Here is a 16,688-nt window from a genome sequence, read left to right as displayed (position 1 = left end):
TGCTGAAACTGGAATCATGGACGAAAAAAAGCCGCGACTTAGCGCGGCCTGAGTGGTTAGCGTTCTCAAAGCGAGGTTAGTTGTTCTCCACCTGCCTTTCACCCGCGTGCCAGATGCGCTCGGCATAGCGGCCAATCACCGCCAGCGAGACGGCAAGGATCAGGAAAAACAGCACCTTGTGCATCCCGTTCCAGAAAAACTCAAAGAAGCGGGTATAGAGATTGATCGCCAGGAAGGTTAACCCAAAGCCGCGCAGCATTGCGTCATCGGTTTTCAGACTGATAAAAATGCAGACGCCGGCCGCCGCGGCAAACAGCAGCCCCCACGGCAGGAGTCGCGCCTGGCTTACGTTGTACCAGCTGTCAGCGTCGTAATTGCCGAAAATCGACAGGATCCACAGCGCAATAAACAGATACGTGAGGCCCATCGCCTTGCTGACGGTAAACAGCTGCCGCTGGCGAAGCAGGGACTGCGCGCCGTAGCAGAGCGCCAGCAGCGCGCCGCCGAACAGGACGAAGCGAATCGGGTAGTTCATGCCCAGCCAGTAGGCGCCCCACCCCGAGACATAGCCGGTTTCCGCGCCAAACCAGTTGCCCAGCGCCAGCAGAAAAAAGAGCCACACCAGCCCGGAGCGGGCAGCATAGCCGATAGCGCCGTAAATCACGCATCCGGCCAGAAACAGCGGCGCGATATGGCCGCTGCCGTTATCCAGCCGTTCGCCAAGCTGCCATAGCGCCACCGCGGTAAAGACAACGCCCAGAAACAAAATCGCCTCGGTGCTGTAGTGCCACTGCGTCTCCCGCCGCTGGCGGCGATAACCCCAGGCGTAGCAGGCGACAGCCAGCAGCGCAGGCAGCAGGATCCGCGTCAGCGCCGAGCGGCTGAACAGGCTCAGCAGCCACGCCACCAGTTCATTGTCGGCGAACAGACTGCCCAGAGCAATCAGCACGCAGGTCAGCGCGGTCCAGAAGGCATAGCGGCTCAGGCGCCGCCAGTCGAAGGGGGAGACGCGCAGCGTTTGCGCCAGCCGCTGGCTGTCCGCCGGGGTTAACTCCCCGCTGGCCTGCCAGGCGTTCAGCGCGCGCTGAATAATGCGCTGCTCTTTTCGGGTTACGTTCATAGGCATTCCTTGAGACTGATGACAAACCTGTTTTCGCTAATGTGCTCGCCTTTCTGCGGGTGGCAGTTGCGCCTGACCCGGCCTACCTAACCATTTATATATCAGATTGTTACCCCGCAACCTAGGCCCGTGTAAGCGCAGCGCCGCCGGGCATGATATCAGGCTCGATACCCGTCATATTGCCGGGTGGCGGCTGCGCCTGACCCGGCCTACGGTCCCAAATCACCGCCGGGCCTGGGGCTGCTGAAACTGCCGGTGTTGCGGCCTCAACATCGCTGAGACGTTCCCGGCAGGCCGGGCAATACCCGAAGATGGCACATTGCCAGCCATCTGATTCCTTGTGATTAATGTTGGTCCAGCCACGCCAGCGCCTGCTCGCCCGCCTCGTCCATCGGCAGGTAGACCAGCAGGCGCGAACCGTTGCGCGGCGCCGAATACCAGTACATCTGCTGCAGGCTGAATCGCCCGAGCTGCGGGTGGTTAAAATGTTTAATCTGGTTTTCCACGCCGCGCACCTCGTAGCGCTGATGCCACAGCGCTTCAAACTCCGACGAGGCGGCGAAAAAGCGCGCCAGTTTGTTTTCCCATGCCGGATCGCCACGGTGCTCGGCCATCGCGGCGCGGAAATAGGAGACGAAGGTCGGTAGCACATCGCGATTTTCGATCCGGCTGCGCCAGGTCTCATGGGTCAGATACAGATATATACAGTTGCGATCCTCTTCCGGGAGGGTGGCGAAATCGATGCCCATCAGGCGGCAGAAGCTGTCGTTCCAGGCCACAATATCAAAGTTCGGTTTCTGAATACTGGCCGGCTGCGGCATCAGGCTGTCCAGCATTCGCCGGGTGCCGGGGCTGATGCCTTCGCATACCGTCACCTGGGTCGCTTCCGGCGGGGTCAGCCCGGCGAGCACGAACAGGTGCCGGGTCTCCAGCGGGCTGCACTGCAGGGCATTCGCTACCCCCACCAGCACCGCTTCCGACGGATTCACCTCCCGCCCCTGCTCCAGCCAGGTGTACCAGGTGACGCCGACGTCGGCGAGCATCGCCACCTCCTCCCGGCGCAGACCCGGCGTGCGCCGGCGGCCCACCCGGGGCAACCCCAGGCGCTGCGGATCGAGGCTCTCACGCCGGGCGCGCAGAAACGCCCCCAGCTGTTTGCGCCGATCGTCCGGCACGGCGAACGTCGACTCTCGTTGCGGCATCGTGGTCATCACCCCTCCAGCATGGTAGTTCCAGTACCAGTATAGACAGGAACTGGTACCCGTTTAATTTATCGGTAATGCTACGTCGGTCTGCTGAATGACGCAATGGAGAACCCCATGAAAACGTCTGCTGTTTCACCCGGCCGCGCCGGTCTGTGGCTGCTGCTGGGCGGCCAGATGCTGCCGCTTATTGATACCTCGATCACCAATGTGGCGCTGGACGCCATCACCCACACCCTGGCGGCCAGCGCCACGCAGCTGGAGCTTATCGTCGCGCTCTACGGCGTCGCCTTTGCCGTCTGCCTGGCGATGGGCAGTAAGCTTGGCGATAACTATGGCCGCCGTCGCCTGTTTATGTGGGGCGTCGCTCTCTTTGGCATCGCTTCCCTGTTGTGCGGCATGGCGAACAGCATCAGCGCCCTGCTGGCCGCCCGTACACTGCAGGGCGCCGGGGCGGCGCTGATTGTGCCGCAGATCCTCGCCACCCTGCACGTCACCCTCAAAGGCCCGGCCCACGCCCGGGCCATCAGCCTGTATGGCGGGATCGGCGGGATCGCGTTTATCGTCGGTCAGATGGGCGGCGGCTGGCTGGTATCGGCGGATATCGCCGGGCTGGGCTGGCGCAACGCCTTTTTTATCAATGTGCCGATCTGCCTGCTGGTGCTGGCCCTGAGCCGCCGCTATGTGCCGGAAACCCGTCGTGAGACGCCGTCGCGGATTGACTGGCAGGGTACCCTGTACCTCGCCCTCATCCTCTGCTGCCTGCTGTTCCCGATGGCCCTCGGTCCCGAGCTGCACTGGCCGCTGTGGCTGCAGCTGATGCTGGTGGCGGTCCTGCCGCTGCTGTTCGCCATGCGTCAGAGCGCCCTGCGCCAGCAGCAGCGCGGCGACCATCCCCTGCTGCCGCCGCGTCTGCTGCAGTTGACCAGCATCCGCTTCGGGATGGCCATCGCTCTGCTGTTCTTCAGCGCCTGGTCCGGCTTTATGTTCTGCATGGCGCTGACCATGCAGGAAGGGCTGGGGATGGCGCCGTGGCAGTCCGGCAATAGCTTTATCGCCCTCGGCGTGGCCTATTTTATTTCGGCGCTGTATGCCCCGCGGCTTATCGCCCGCTATAGCATGGGGCGGATCCTGTTAACCGGTCTGACGGTGCAGATCGCCGGGCTACTGCTGCTGTGCGCCACCTTCTCCCGCTTCGGCATCGCCACCACCGCCCTGACGCTGGTCCCCGCCACGGCGCTGATCGGCTACGGTCAGGCGCTGATCGTCAACAGCTTTTACCGGATTGGCATGCGCGATATCAGCGCCAGCGACGCCGGGGCCGGGAGCGCCATCCTCAGCACCCTGCAGCAGGCGACCCTCGGTCTCGGGCCGGCTATCCTCGGATCGCTGTTCCTGGCGCTGGCCCGCCGCGGCGGCGGAAACTATCCGCAGGCGCTGATTGATTTTCTGCTGGTCGAGGTGGCCATGATGCTGTTGCTGGGGGCCATCGCGCTGTGGCTGCGCCATCATCTCAACCGACAGCCGGCGACGGCGGCGTCGTAATACCGGCGGCGGTAATTTGCATAATCGTTATCCAGCGGTCATCATACCCGCTGGATATTCAGGAGACGTTATGCAGGAATTAATATCGCAAATTGCCGCCTTAGGAATCGAAATAACCCCCACCCGCTCGCTGATGATTATCTTCGGCATTATCTTGTTCACCGCCGTCGTCGTGCATCTGATATTGCACAAAGTGGTCCTGCGCGCTTTTGAAAAACGGGCGTTGGCCAGCAGCCATCTGTGGTTGCAAATCATCACGCAGAATAAACTCTTTCACCGACTGGCCTTTACTCTGCAGGGGATCATCGTTAACGTGCAGGCGGTGCTGTGGCTGCAAAAAGGCAGCGAGGCCGCGGAAATATTAACCACCGTGGCTCAGCTATGGGTGATGATATATGCCATGCTGTCCTTCTTCTCGCTGCTGGATGTGATCTTAAAGCTGGCGCAGAAATTTCCCGCCGCCTCTCAGCTACCGCTGAAGGGGATATTCCAGGGAATTAAGCTGGTGACGGCGATTATTATCGGCATCCTGATTATTTCCCTGCTGATAGGCCAGTCGCCAGCGATCCTGATTAGCGGGCTCGGCGCCATGGCCGCGGTACTGATGCTGGTATTTAAAGATCCGATCCTTGGTCTGGTGGCCGGTATCCAGCTCTCGGCCAACGATATGCTCAAGCTTGGCGACTGGCTGGAGATGCCGAAGTACGGCGCCGACGGCGCGGTGATCGATATCGGTCTCACCACGGTCAAGGTACGCAACTGGGACAACACCATCACCACCATTCCGACCTGGTCGCTGGTCTCCGACTCGTTTAAAAACTGGAGCGGGATGTCGGCCTCCGGCGGCCGCCGCATTAAGCGCAGCCTCAACATCGACACCACCAGCATTCATTTCCTCGATGAACAGGAGCAGCAGCGCTTGATCCGGGCGAAGTTGCTTAAACCCTATATGGATTCGCGCCACGAGGAGATTAGCGCCTGGAACCAGCAGTATGCCGGGGAGCAATCGGTTCTCAATGAGCGCCGAATGACCAATGTCGGCACCTTTCGAGCCTATCTGCAGGAGTATTTACGTCATCATCCGCGCATCCGCCAGGATATGACCCTGATGGTGCGCCAGCTGGCGCCGGATGCCAACGGCTTGCCGATCGAGATCTACTGCTTCACCAACACCGTGGTGTGGGCGGAATATGAGGGGATCCAGGCGGATATTTTCGACCATGTCTTCGCCGTGGTGGAGGAGTTTGGCTTACGCATTCATCAAACGCCCACCGGCAACGACATTCGCGCGCTGGCGGGGGCCTTCTCCCGCTGACCTCAGGCGCTGGCGCGGGCGATCACGCGCCAGTCCATCATCACCCGCTCGACGGCGGCATCGGGATCGTCGATGCGTTTCATTAACAGATCCACCGCCGTGCGGCCGATCGCCCGGGAGGGCTGTTCAACGGTGGTTAGCTGCGGAGAGACCACTTCCGCCAGCTCGGTGCCGTCGAAGCCGATCACCGCGATATCCTCCGGCACCCGCAGCCCGGCCTGGTCAATCGCCCGCAGCGCCCCGGCGGCAAGGGAGTCCGATACGGCAAATACCGCGTCGGGCTTCTCATCTTGCGACAGCAGCTGCTCCATCGCCCGTTTACCGGCCGCCGCGCTAAGATCCTGCGCGTAGGTTACCTGCTGATACGCCAGACCGTGCACGTGCAGCACGCTTTTATAGCCGCGCTCGCGCAGACGGGCGTAGCGATAGCTGAGGTCGTGATTAATGAGCGCGATGCGGCGGCGGCCGCCGTCGGCCAGCCGGGACACCGCCCCCTGGGCCGCCTCGACGTCGTTAATCCCGACGCAGGAGATGCTGCCGGTGTCGGCATACTCCGCACACTGTACCCAGGGCGCATCGCCAATCATGGTGGTCAGTTCCGGCAGGCTGGAGAGCGCGTTCATGGTGATAATGCCATCGACCATTTTGCCGGAGAGCAGCTGCAGGCCGGAGGTCGAGCGGGCCAGATCCGACCCGGAGTTACACAGCAGAATGCGGTAGCCGTTCTTTTCCGCCTCTTCTTCTATCCCTTTCACCACCTCGGCGCAAAAGGGGTTAGCGATATTGGAGACCATCACCAGGATCATATTGCTGCGGGCGGTTCGCAGCTGACGCGCCAGCAGGTTCGGCTGATAGTTGCTCTCTTTGATCGCCTGCAGCACGCGCTCACGGTTTTTGGCTTTTACCGTATCGCTGTTGTTCAGCACCCGCGACACCGTGGCCACCGAAACGCCGGCCAGACGAGCAATTTTCTGAATAGACATGACCCCAGCACTTCCCGCATAGACATGATGTTTCGCAGATTATCATAAATGAGCGTCGCCTGCGTCGCCTGCGTCGCCAGCGGAGGCGGTTGTGATGCTGAATTTTTATCGTCAGCAGAGATACCGGGAGGGCCAGGTTCGCATGAAAATATTAAGTTTCCGCAAGCGATCAAAGAGGCTTTGCAATGCTCGGGGAGAGTAAATCTTATTATATTTAGATATTTATCTTTATTATATGTAAATAACACCATCTCAACTTTTTATTATGAAACATAAATAATTTCGCGAACCTTCGGCAAAAGAAGGTAATATTTCTATATTATTTCCATTGATTTACTTTTCCACGCCTGAACATTTAAAGTGGATGAGATCACAACAATTAAAATTTTACCTGATCGCGGACCTTTATCAGCTCATTTAAAAATGTGATGTTCTTCAAATTTTGTTTCGAACCATACTCACTCCTCAGACGAGGTTGCTGAAGGTTAACAGCCGGTCAATTTGATTGCTGCTATTGATATACCGATGAGGTCTTATCTGACAGCCCTGCTTAATGAATAAACCTGAATAATCTCGCAGTGATTCCTGTCTCTGTAAGACAGAGTAAATTGACCTGTTTCAGCACCTAATTCGCTTCAGCTACGCGCCAAATCAGCTGTCAACGGGTAGCTTGCACCGACCAGCTGTACGCCTTAAAGCTCAGTAAGTTTTGTGACTCAAATTCAACGGCTGTTGAATGTTGTTTGTTTGTCACCCCCGGTCCAAAGCACTTAAATATCGTGACCGGGCCGCCGCGATATTCCCTGATACAGAGAAGCATTGCGCAGCCAGAGAAAGAAAGGAGAAGGAGAATGAACGTTGTATTTGTGGGTGTGGGGGCTATCGGCTTGCCGATGGCGAAACAAATCCAGCTGGCAGGGCATTCCGTAACTGGCGTTGATCTGGCTGAAAGCTCTATTGCCAGGGCGGCTGAACAGAATATTCACGTCGTAAAAAACCTTAAGTCAGTCCCGGACGCTGAGATAGTGGTTGTGATGGTGGCAACGCCAAAACAGCTGGAGCAGCTGGTTGCAGAGGCAGGCGATTATCTGGCTGGGCAGACATGGGTGATTATGTCCACCGTGGGCCCGGATGCTGCTCGTCTTGCCGCCCGCGAACTCAACCGCGCTGGCGCCAGAGTCATTGACGCGCCGGTTACCGGGGGAACGGCGCGGGCATCAACGGGAGAGCTGGTGATTTTCGCGTCCGGCGTTGAGCATGACATTGAGGCTGTCGGCCCGGTATTACAGGCCATGGGCAGTGTGCGTTTTGTCGGCAAAAACATCGGCGACGGGCAGGCCATTAAAGTGATTAACCAGCATCTGTGTTCCATTCATATTGTTGCGGCCGCCGAGGCATTAAATCTTGCCCGCCAACTGGGGCTCGATCCAAAAAACGTATTACCGTTAATAGAAAAAGGCGCGGCAGGATCCTGGATGTTATCCGACCGCGGGCCCCGAATGTTAAAAGGTACCGATGTTGAGGTGACCAGTACCATTAATATTTTTGTCAAAGACAGTGGATTAGTTTCAGTCGCGGCGCAACGTTGTCACGCTCAGGTTCCTATGCTTGAGGTTGCTCATCAACGTTATCTTGCTGCATTAAATGCCGGACTTGGCCTGAAAGATGATAGCCGCGTTATTGAAACGTGGAATATCCAATAACAATCGCTTAATTAATATTTAATTATTTACACGGACATATTTCTATATCCGTCAAGGCCACCTGTTAAATAAATTTTGACGTAACTGATATTTTTATCAGAATCAATAAGTTAACTGAGAGTTTATTATGGCACAAACTGAATTACAGAAAGTCGCGGCCGCCGCATGGCGCATCCGTCGCTATGCCCTTCGTATGGGGGAAGTTCAGGGGCAAGGTTATATCGGTCAGGCTCTGGGCTATGCCGATGTGTTAGCAACGGCCTTTGCGCACATGATGAATTTCCGTCCGTCAGAGCCGGAGTGGGAAGGACGCGACCGTTTCCTGCTATCACACGGTCACTATGCTATCGCCTATTACGCGGCGCTGCTTGAAGCTGGAATTATCCCGGAAGAGGAGCTGGAAACTTACGGCTCTGATGACAGCCGCCTGCCGATGTCCGGCATGGCCACTTACACCCCGGCGATGGAAATATCCGGCGGTTCGTTAGGCCAGGGGCTGAGCATCGCCATCGGGATGGCGCTGGGTCTGCGCCAGAAGAAAAATCCGGCGCTGGTCATCAACTCCATGTCGGATGGCGAACTGGATGAAGGTTCAACCTGGGAAGCGGCCATGTCTGCCGCACACTACGGGCTAACTAACCTTATCAACATCGTAGACGTGAACAAGCAGCAGGCCGATGGCGACTCGCGTAAGATTTTGGGCTTTGAGCCGCTGCATGAGAAGTGGACATCGTTTGGCTGGTACGTTCAGCGCATAGATGGCAATGACGTATCTGCCGTTATCAAAGCGTTTGAAAACGCGAAAAGCTGGCCGGAAAACCAACCGCGCGTGATCCTCTGCGACACGCTAATGGGCAAAGGCGTGCCGTTCCTGGAAACCCGCGACAAAAACCACTTTATCCGCGTCGACGCCGATGAATGGCAGAAAGCGATCGCCGTGCTGGATGCCAATAAACCGGAAGGAGTGCTGTAATGAGCCAGCCAAATCAGACTAAAACTCGCTTAAAAACGTCTGCCATGATCGCGTCTATCGCTGATGAAGGCCAGGCGACGGTTTCCGCCCCCTTCGGCACTGCGTTGTCGAAACTGGCGGCAGAACGCCCGGACATTGTCGGCATGACCGCTGACCTGTCGAAATATACCGACCTGCATATTTTTGCCCAGGCCTATCCTGAACGCTTCTTCCAGATGGGAATGGCCGAGCAACTACTAATGGGTGCGGCAGGCGGAATAGCAAAAGAGGGCTTCACCCCCTTCGTCACCACCTACGCGGTATTCGCAACCCGCCGCGCTTATGACTTCATTCACCAGGTCATTGCCGAAGAACACTTGAATGTGAAAATTTGCGCTGCCCTGCCGGGCCTGACCACAGGCTACGGCCCCAGCCACCAGGCGACTGAAGATCTGGCGATCATGCGCGGCATTCCGGGACTGACCATCATCGATCCGTGCGATGCACTGGAAATTGAACAGGCCGTGCCAGCAATTGCCGACCATAAAGGCCCGGTGTATATGCGCCTGCTGCGCGGCAAGGTGCCGCTGGTACTGGACAAATATGGCTACAAGTTTGAACTGGGCAAAGCGAAGCTGCTAGAAGAGGGTAACGATGTACTGCTTATCTCTTCCGGCCTGATGACCATGCGCGCCCTGGAAGCGGCGGAAAAGCTGCGTAAGGACAACGTGAGCGTGGCAGTGCTGCACGTGCCGACCATCAAGCCGCTGGATGAAGAAACTATCCTCGCGCAGGCAGCAAAACCGGGTCGTCTGGTCGTCACGGCAGAAAACCATACCTGCGTGGGCGGCCTGAGCGAAGCGGTTGCCGCGCTGCTGATGCGCAAAGGCGTGAATTGTGAATTTGACGTGGTTTCTCTCCCGGATGAATTCCTGCATGCCGGTGCGCTGCCCACGCTGCACGATCGCTACGGTATTTCAACCACTGCACTGGTGGAAAAAATCAAAAACCGTATCAACTAACCACTCGATAACAGATATTATGCCGCCGCATAAGGCGGCATTGAGTTACCTCTATTACCCAGCGTGAGGTTTATATGACCACAAATAATATTGAGTCATTAAAACAGAAAAAGACTCAGCGGAAGAGCCAGTATCGCTGGTTTGTTATGGCCCTTATCTTTATTATATTCGTCGTTGCCCAGGCAGACAGGGCCAACATTGGTTTTGCTATCCCGTATATCCAGGACGAGTTTAAACTCAGTAATACTGATATTGGGGTAATTATCAGTTTGTTTTTTGCCGGCTACGCGCTATGCCAGATCCCTTCCGGCTACCTGGTCAGAAAAAAAGGTGTGCGATTTTCCTATGCTTTAGGGATGGCGCTGACCTCAATTTTTACTTTTTTTATGGGAAGAGTCGACTCTTTCGTCGTCCTTAAAGTTTTACGGGCGCTGGTTGGCATCAGTGAAGCCCCGGTCGTAATTAGCTCCACCGCCACGATCAATAACTGGTTTCCCAGTAAAGAGAAGGGCACCGCCACGGGTATTTTTCTCGCGGGTTCCAAATTCGGACCTTTTTTAGTGCCGCCGATTTGCGCATGGATCCTGATTCATTATGACTGGCGACATATCTTTTATTTTTTCGCCGTCCCGGGCATGATATTGTCAATCGTGTGGTATGTGCTGGTAAGAAACAAACCCGCCGAAAGTCCGTTTGTCAATAAGGAAGAAGCGGACTATATCAATGATCAATTTCAGGATGAAAATGAACACGCAACGGAGAATCAAAAGCGATTTAAGGCCAGGCCATTTAAGTACGGGGTGATCGACCGTTTCATCAGAACAACGGCGCTGTCGCCGCTTAAAACATCGCGTGAGATCTTCAGCAGCTGGGATATTTATGGCGCCGCCATGGGCTACATGTGCATGGTGGGCATTGTGGATGGCGTACTCATGTCGTGGCTGCCAAAATATTTACTGCAGGAGCATGGGTTTAATATTATCAATTCCGCCATTCTGGCTTCCACACCGTTCGCAGGCAACGTTTTTGGTAATCTGCTGGGAGGATGGTTGTCAGATAATGTGTTTGGTAAAAGACGTAAACCATTAATGCTGTTCAGCGCATTCTGTACCATCATCATGATGGGATTTATGCTCACCGGCCCGCAGGGCAAGCTGGCGCTGGGGGTTATTTTGTTCAGTATTGGCTTCTTACTGTCGCTGGGCTACTCGGCCTACTCTGTGTATGCCATGGGCCGTGCGTCAAAAGACTGCTATCCGGTTGCCTATTCAATCATCAATACCGGCGGTCAAATTGGCGCAGTGTGTATGCCGCTGATCGTGGGGATATTACTGGATAAATATGACTGGAACGCCGTCTTTATAAGCCTGTCTATCGCTGCATTAGTCTGCCTCCTTGTCGTGCTTACCATTAAAGAACCATTGCCTGTTGGCGCATCCATGCCTGAACATCTGCAAAAGTAAAACTTCGGTATCTGTTCTGTTTATCAATCAGGCGTGCGTGATATCAATAAGGTATTCAATAGGGTTTCACGCATGCTTATCCCCCCCACGCTCAGGCCGCCTGAGTTTCCCTCCTTCCCTGCCGGCTGAATAATCAGTACGCCTTGCCCTGCTGAATATCTATTGCAATATCCTATCGCCTTGTATATTGCCATTTTCCATCCCATGACTAACGTATCCGTGACGGATGTTTTACCTGGCAACCGGTGGAGTGATGTTGATCACGTTACGTATATTATGACGGGTTGAATACTTACCGCTGACGGGCCAACAATGTGATTCAGCTCAACGATGATGTGCAATATTGAGCTCCTTTAAAATCCAGTCCTGAAATATCTGAAGATGCGAGTGCTGATTAAATTTTGGGTAGCATAGATAGTGGCCAATGTAATGTATTTCTTTTGTCGTTTTCATTAAAGGGCAAACCAGAATTCCATGCTTAAGCTCTTGTTCAGCGAGCAGCATTGACTCCAGAACCACGCCGAGACCATCAGATGCCGCTTTGATCGCCATAAAACTCCGATCAAAGCTTAAACCATAACTTTCCGGCGGGGCGAGATTATTTTCTTCAAACCATCCACGCCACTGATAAAGCTGAATATCGCATTGAATTAATAAACATTGATACAAATCTTCTGGTTTTTTAATACGTTGAGCTATCTTCGGGCTACAGAGCGGCGTGAGTTGTTCAACCGAGAGTGGGATTTGATGACAGCCAGGCTTAGCGGTTTCACCATAAATGATATCCACATCAAATTCATCATCTTCGAATCGGACGGGGTCGGTATCCGCCGAAAATTTTAGTTCCACATCAGGAAAAGCGCTAATGAAAGAAGAGAGTCTTGGCAAAAGCCATTGATTTGCAAAACTTGGTGCGGTGTGGATACGTAGGGGACGATTTTTTCTTAACGATAAGGATTTAAATCCCCCCTCGATCTCCTGAAACCCCTTCTGGATACACCTAAGCAAAACTTCACCTTCTCGGGTTAACGACATCTCCCGTGTATTACGATGAAACAAGCGGACATCCAACATTTTCTCCATTTTTCTTATGGAATGGCTTACGGCACTGGCTGTCAGTTTCAGTTCGCCAGCAGCGGCAGTAAACGAGCAGGTTCGCCCAGCAACTTCAAATACTTTAAGAGATGTCAGCGGTATCTTTTCCAGTAGGTTCATTATTGCATTTCACTCAAATCGTTTTGAATTTAGTTATCTTGTGAATCTTACTACAACTCTTTTAAATTACATACTACAGCAGGTAATGATTATGTATTTTGCGAAAACAAAACTTATTTATTGCAGACATATTTTTTTGATCATATATTTGGATAAATTATCACGTCAATGATGAGTACTAAAACGCCCCACAACATTGATGTTCCGCCAGCGACTGACAACCATCGTTCAGAGCAGCTTGAGGCACTCAATGAGCTGATTAGCCGTGTCAAAAAGCACAGGCAGAATACGCTACCTTTTCGCAAGATAAAGTGGATAAAATTTTCCGTGCCGCCGCCCTGGCTGCGGCAGACGCCCGCATTTCCCTGGCAAAAATGGCCGTCTCTGAATCAGGTATGGGTATCATCGAAGATAAGGTCATTAAAAATAATTTCGCATCTAAATAAATCTACAACGCCTGTAAGGACGAAAAAACCTGCGACATACTGTTCGAAAATGAAACTTTTGGTACTATCACAATTGTTGAACCAGTAGGCATTATCTGCACTATTGTTCCCACCACGAATCCAACTTCCACGGCAATTTTCCAATCGCTGATCAGCCTGAAAACCCGTAATGGTATTATTTTTTCCCCGCAACCACGTGCTAAAAATGCCACTAACCAGGCGGCGGATATTGTCTTACAGGCGGCCATCGATGCCGGCGCGCCAGAAGACATTATCGGCTGGATCGAAGAGCCTTCTGTTGAATTGTCCAGCGCCCAGATGCACCACCCGGATATTAATTTGATCCTGGCAACGGGTGGACCAGGTATGGTTAAAGCGGCTTACAATTCTGGTAAACCAGCTATTGGTGTGGGTGCAGGCAACACACCTGTGGTGAGCGACGAAACTGCCGACATTAAACGCGCCGTATCTTCCGTGCTAATGTCCAAAACCTTCGACAACGGAGTCATCTGCGCTTCCGAACAATCCATTGTCGTGGTTGATTCCGTGTATGACGCGGTACGTCAACGTTTCGCCACTCATGGTGGCTATTTTCTACGCGGTAAAGAGTTAAAAGCAGTTTCTGCATTAATCCTTAAAAACGGTGCGCTGAATGCCGCTATCGTTGGTCAATCTGCCTGTAAAATTGCTGAACTGGCTGGTTTCAGCCTACCTGCCAGCACCAAAATCCTGATTGGCGAAGTCAGCGTGGTTGCTGACTCTGAGCCATTTGCGCATGAAAAATTATCCCCGACTCTGGCGATGAACCGGGCCAAAGATTTTAACAATAGACATAAACCCTGCACTTCCTGCGATAGAGGTGGATCCTGCAGGCTATCATAAATGACCTCTGGTTGGCCTGCCAGCCTGGCGCGCAAGCGCGGCTCAGTAAGACGGTGTCTCGGGAAACTATTAATAATCAGGGCTTCTCTCCCGCCCCGTTAACGCGCATCCTTTTGCCGTTTCATATGCTTATTAGCGCAGGAGGCGCAACAGACCGCCTGCGCCCCATTTGTGCTTTTATGATTAAGGATGATATCCCCATGAGGCTCTCCACCGCGATTCTCGCCCTCAGCTGTGCCCTGGTAACGATCACCGGCTGCACCTCGTCAAAATCGTCACCGGAACGCCACGCCTATGCGTTCGTCGCCCACCGCTCCGATTTTGTCGGCGGCAACTTCACCGTCAACCGTCAGGAAAATTACCGTTTAAACCTGCCGACCTTCACGGCGATGTACGCCCGCGGCCAGCAGGATAAAGCCGCTGGCATGAGCGAAAGCGACGCCCGCCGCACCGCCGAAGCCATCAAACAGCAGGCGGCGCAGGGCACCCGCACCGAGCACGCTTTTACCGGCAACGCCAGCGACAAATGGGATAATGCGATGGAAAATAAAGATGCCGTCCTGTTCGGCAATGAGCTCTCCGGGGCCTATCTCGACGGCTATCTTGGGGTGAAATAACCCGGCGGCGCGCGTCCTGCGCCCCGCCAGAATTTAGCGTTCGACGCTCACCCAGCGCTGCTGCTGATGGCTTTTGACGATCGCCTCGATGATGTACATCACATCGGCGCCGTCGTCGAAAGCGGCGAAGCGCCGGGCCCCGGCCTCCGGCATCTTCCCGGCGCGCACCGCCTGATAAAAATGGCCCATCATATTCTTAAAGGCATCCGGCCAGCCCTCAATATGGCCGCCGGGGTAATGGGCGCTGTCAGCGATCTCCGGCCGCAGCAGGCTGGGGTCGTCGCTGAGCCGCCGATCTGGCTGCTCGCGGTGGCCAATCCACAGCCGCTGGGGCACTTCCTGATCCCAGGCCAGAGAACAGCGGCTGCCGTTAATCTCCACCGCCAGACGGTTTTTCCGCCCGGCGCTCACCTGAGAGACCATAAAGCTGCCTTTGCTGCCATCGTCAAAACGCAACAGCACCGAGCCAAAGTCCTCGGTATCGACAGGCCGGGTTTCATATCCCTGCGCCTCGTGAACGGCGCTGAAGGTCGCTTTGCCATTCACTGGCGCTTTACGCGTCGGCCAGACGATAGACAGATCCGCCATCACCTCGACAATCCGCCGACCGGTCATAAACTGCACGGTATCGCACCAGTGGGAGCCGATGTCGGCCACCGTTCGCGACGCGCCGCCCTGCGCCGCATCAACCCGCCAGTTGTAGTCGGTCTCCAGCAGCATCCAGTCCTGTAAATAGCTGCCGTGCGCCGCGAAGATTCTGCCGACATCGCCATGGCGGATCATCGCCGCCGCCTGCTGGACCATGGCGAACTGGCGATAGACGAAGCTGACGCCGTGCACCACGCCGGCCCGGGCGGCAAACGTCACCAGCTCCCGCGCCTCCTCCGCCGTCATACACAGCGGTTTTTCGGAGAAGACGTGCAGCCCGGCGGCGAGGATCTGCCGGTTAATCTGGGCATGCAGATGGTTCGGCGTACAGTTATGCACCACCTGCAGCCCCGGATGGGCCAGCAGCGCCTCCACGCTGTCGTAGGCATGGGCAATATTCAGCGCTCGCGCCTTGCGCTGCGCCGCCTCAAGGCTGCTGTCGCACAGCGCCACCACCTCGATATCCCCCAGCCGCCGCAGCGCCTCCAGATGCGCCGGACCAATAAACCCTGCCCCAATAATCGCGACCTGAATCATATTATTCCCTCCCGCCGGCGGCAAAGTCATCGAAGGCCCGCCCGGCAACGGGAATGATATGGCGACGAATAAACTCGCTGCCCTCGCGCGCGCCGGTCTCGGCGTCCTTCAGGCAGCACTCCCACTCCAGCACCGCCCAGCCGTCAAAATCATATTCGGTCAGCTTACTGAACACCCCTTTGAAGTCGATCTGCCCGTCGCCGGGAGAGCGGAACCGGCCAGCCCGCTGCTGCCAGGGCTGATAGCCGCCGTAGACGCCATTGCGCCCGTTGCGGCGAAATTCGGCGTCCTTGACGTGAAACGCTTTAATACGCGAATGATAGATATCGATATAGGTCAGGTAGTCCATCTGCTGCAGATGCAGGTGGCTCGGGTCATAGAGCATATTGCAGCGCGGATGGTTATCCACCCGCGCGAGAAAACGCTCAAAGGTCACGCCATCATGCAGGTCTTCGCCGGGGTGGATCTCGTAGCAGACATCAACGTCCTGCTCGTCGAAGAGGTCCAGCAGCGGCCGCCAGCGCCGGGCCAGCTCGGCAAAGGCCTCATCCAGAAGCGGCTGATTATGCGGCGGCCATGGATAAAAAAAGGGCCATGCCAGCGCCCCGGAAAAGGTCGCATGGGCCTTCAGCCCCAGGCGACCGGAGGCCACCGCCGCCTGCTTGACCTTCTCCACCGCCCAGCGCTGGCGCGCCTGCGGATCGCCATGCAGCGCCGCCGGAGCGAAGGCGTCAAACGCCGCGTCATACGCCGGATGCACCGCCACCAGCTGTCCTTCAAGGTGGGTGGACAGCTCGCTGATCGCCAGCCCATGCTCCGCCAGGACACCGCTGACCTCGTCGCAGTAGGTCTGGCTCGCCGCCGCCCGCTCGACATCGAAAATCGCCGGGTGGTTGCAGGGGATCTGCAATGCCTTGTACCCGAGGCCGGCGGCCCACTGCGCCACCCCCTCCAGCGTGTTGAACGGCGCCTGCGGGCCGATAAACTGCGCCAGAAAAATGCCCGGTCCCTTAATCGTTTTCATACCCCCTCCTGAAA

13 protein-coding genes and 1 pseudogene are annotated in these 16,688 nt (G+C 55.6%); 8 read left to right on the top strand and 6 right to left on the bottom strand.

What is annotated here, in order from left to right:
- Positions 1-76: 76 nt before the first annotated feature.
- Together ABLU95_RS18745 and ABLU95_RS18740 are read right to left on the bottom strand one after the other, a co-directional pair.
- Positions 77-1,120, bottom strand: coding sequence for a DUF2157 domain-containing protein (locus ABLU95_RS18745; RefSeq protein WP_241515631.1), 1,044 nt, complete (start codon positions 1,118-1,120; stop codon positions 77-79).
- 344 nt (positions 1,121-1,464) lie between these two features.
- Positions 1,465-2,331 (bottom strand): helix-turn-helix transcriptional regulator, encoded by an 867-nt coding sequence (locus ABLU95_RS18740; protein ID WP_023288725.1) that lies wholly within the window; start codon positions 2,329-2,331, stop codon positions 1,465-1,467.
- Positions 2,332-2,439: 108 nt separating this feature from the next.
- On the opposite strand from ABLU95_RS18740, the gene ABLU95_RS18735 reads away from it, so the two are divergent.
- Positions 2,440-3,867, top strand: a complete 1,428-nt coding sequence (locus ABLU95_RS18735; protein ID WP_048296961.1) for an MFS transporter — start codon at positions 2,440-2,442, stop codon at positions 3,865-3,867.
- 70 nt (positions 3,868-3,937) lie between these two features.
- Complete coding sequence (locus ABLU95_RS18730) at positions 3,938-5,182, top strand: mechanosensitive ion channel family protein (RefSeq protein ID WP_004202471.1); 1,245 nt, start codon at positions 3,938-3,940, stop codon at positions 5,180-5,182.
- Positions 5,183-5,184: 2 nt separating this feature from the next.
- On the opposite strand, the gene ABLU95_RS18725 is transcribed toward ABLU95_RS18730, so the two are convergent.
- Complete coding sequence (locus ABLU95_RS18725) at positions 5,185-6,165, bottom strand: LacI family DNA-binding transcriptional regulator (protein ID WP_017900840.1); 981 nt, start codon at positions 6,163-6,165, stop codon at positions 5,185-5,187.
- 851 nt (positions 6,166-7,016) lie between these two features.
- Between ABLU95_RS18725 and ABLU95_RS18720 the strand changes: the two genes are divergently transcribed.
- The 4 genes from ABLU95_RS18720 (at position 7,017) to ABLU95_RS18705 (ending at position 11,305) form a co-directional block, all read left to right on the top strand.
- Positions 7,017-7,868, top strand: coding sequence for an NAD(P)-dependent oxidoreductase (locus ABLU95_RS18720; RefSeq protein ID WP_087776287.1), 852 nt, complete (start codon positions 7,017-7,019; stop codon positions 7,866-7,868).
- A 127-nt stretch (positions 7,869-7,995) separates the two neighbouring features.
- Entirely contained in the window at positions 7,996-8,841 is an 846-nt protein-coding gene (locus tag ABLU95_RS18715; protein WP_087776289.1) for a transketolase, read from the top strand.
- Positions 8,841-9,842: a transketolase family protein gene (locus ABLU95_RS18710; protein ID WP_087776291.1), complete on the top strand. Its 1,002-nt coding sequence runs from the start codon at positions 8,841-8,843 to the stop codon at positions 9,840-9,842. The genes ABLU95_RS18715 and ABLU95_RS18710 overlap by 1 nt, the downstream gene beginning before the upstream one ends.
- A 74-nt stretch (positions 9,843-9,916) precedes the next feature.
- Complete coding sequence (locus tag ABLU95_RS18705; protein WP_241515630.1) at positions 9,917-11,305, top strand: MFS transporter; 1,389 nt, start codon at positions 9,917-9,919, stop codon at positions 11,303-11,305.
- Positions 11,306-11,629: 324 nt separating this feature from the next.
- Here ABLU95_RS18705 and ABLU95_RS18700 read toward each other — a convergent pair whose 3' ends face one another.
- The gene (locus ABLU95_RS18700) at positions 11,630-12,520 is read right to left on the bottom strand and encodes a LysR substrate-binding domain-containing protein (protein ID WP_348880163.1); all 891 of its coding nucleotides are present in this window, start codon (positions 12,518-12,520) and stop codon (positions 11,630-11,632) included.
- Positions 12,521-12,715: 195 nt separating this feature from the next.
- Between ABLU95_RS18700 and ABLU95_RS18695 the strand changes: the two are divergent.
- Positions 12,716-13,788, top strand: a pseudogene (locus ABLU95_RS18695) (aldehyde dehydrogenase family protein); the annotation flags it as partial.
- Positions 13,789-14,048: 260 nt separating this feature from the next.
- Entirely contained in the window at positions 14,049-14,465 is a 417-nt protein-coding gene (locus ABLU95_RS18690) for an Exc2 family lipoprotein (RefSeq protein WP_023288721.1), read from the top strand.
- 33 nt (positions 14,466-14,498) lie between these two features.
- On the opposite strand, the gene ABLU95_RS18685 is transcribed toward ABLU95_RS18690, so the two are convergent.
- Both ABLU95_RS18685 and ABLU95_RS18680 read right to left on the bottom strand, forming a co-directional pair.
- The gene (locus ABLU95_RS18685) at positions 14,499-15,650 is read right to left on the bottom strand and encodes a Gfo/Idh/MocA family oxidoreductase (RefSeq protein ID WP_087849365.1); all 1,152 of its coding nucleotides are present in this window, start codon (positions 15,648-15,650) and stop codon (positions 14,499-14,501) included.
- A 1-nt stretch (position 15,651) separates the two neighbouring features.
- Positions 15,652-16,674, bottom strand: coding sequence for a sugar phosphate isomerase/epimerase (locus tag ABLU95_RS18680; protein ID WP_065882589.1), 1,023 nt, complete (start codon positions 16,672-16,674; stop codon positions 15,652-15,654).
- Between the last annotated feature and the right edge of the window lie 14 nt (positions 16,675-16,688).

This window comes from Klebsiella sp. GG_Kp146, assembly GCF_040061975.1.
GTDB classification, from domain to species: domain Bacteria; phylum Pseudomonadota; class Gammaproteobacteria; order Enterobacterales; family Enterobacteriaceae; genus Klebsiella; species Klebsiella quasipneumoniae.
The sequence above is the reverse complement of the archived record's forward strand: the minus strand, read 5'-3'. Positions and strand labels throughout refer to the sequence as shown.

Excerpts from the sequence above, each read along its gene's own strand:
- ABLU95_RS18730 (WP_004202471.1), top strand. The coding sequence starts at position 3,938 with ATGCAGGAATTAATATCGCAAATTGCCGCCTTAGGAATCGAAATAACC.
- ABLU95_RS18700 (WP_348880163.1), bottom strand. The coding sequence starts at position 12,520 with ATGAACCTACTGGAAAAGATACCGCTGACATCTCTTAAAGTATTTGAA.
- ABLU95_RS18740 (WP_023288725.1), bottom strand. The coding sequence starts at position 2,331 with ATGACCACGATGCCGCAACGAGAGTCGACGTTCGCCGTGCCGGACGAT.
- ABLU95_RS18720 (WP_087776287.1), top strand. The coding sequence starts at position 7,017 with ATGAACGTTGTATTTGTGGGTGTGGGGGCTATCGGCTTGCCGATGGCG.
- ABLU95_RS18710 (WP_087776291.1), top strand. The coding sequence starts at position 8,841 with ATGAGCCAGCCAAATCAGACTAAAACTCGCTTAAAAACGTCTGCCATG.
- ABLU95_RS18680 (WP_065882589.1), bottom strand. The coding sequence starts at position 16,674 with ATGAAAACGATTAAGGGACCGGGCATTTTTCTGGCGCAGTTTATCGGC.
- ABLU95_RS18715 (WP_087776289.1), top strand. The coding sequence starts at position 7,996 with ATGGCACAAACTGAATTACAGAAAGTCGCGGCCGCCGCATGGCGCATC.
- ABLU95_RS18735 (WP_048296961.1), top strand. The coding sequence starts at position 2,440 with ATGAAAACGTCTGCTGTTTCACCCGGCCGCGCCGGTCTGTGGCTGCTG.
- ABLU95_RS18690 (WP_023288721.1), top strand. The coding sequence starts at position 14,049 with ATGAGGCTCTCCACCGCGATTCTCGCCCTCAGCTGTGCCCTGGTAACG.
- ABLU95_RS18725 (WP_017900840.1), bottom strand. The coding sequence starts at position 6,165 with ATGTCTATTCAGAAAATTGCTCGTCTGGCCGGCGTTTCGGTGGCCACG.
- ABLU95_RS18705 (WP_241515630.1), top strand. The coding sequence starts at position 9,917 with ATGACCACAAATAATATTGAGTCATTAAAACAGAAAAAGACTCAGCGG.
- ABLU95_RS18745 (WP_241515631.1), bottom strand. The coding sequence starts at position 1,120 with ATGAACGTAACCCGAAAAGAGCAGCGCATTATTCAGCGCGCGCTGAAC.
- ABLU95_RS18685 (WP_087849365.1), bottom strand. The coding sequence starts at position 15,650 with ATGATTCAGGTCGCGATTATTGGGGCAGGGTTTATTGGTCCGGCGCAT.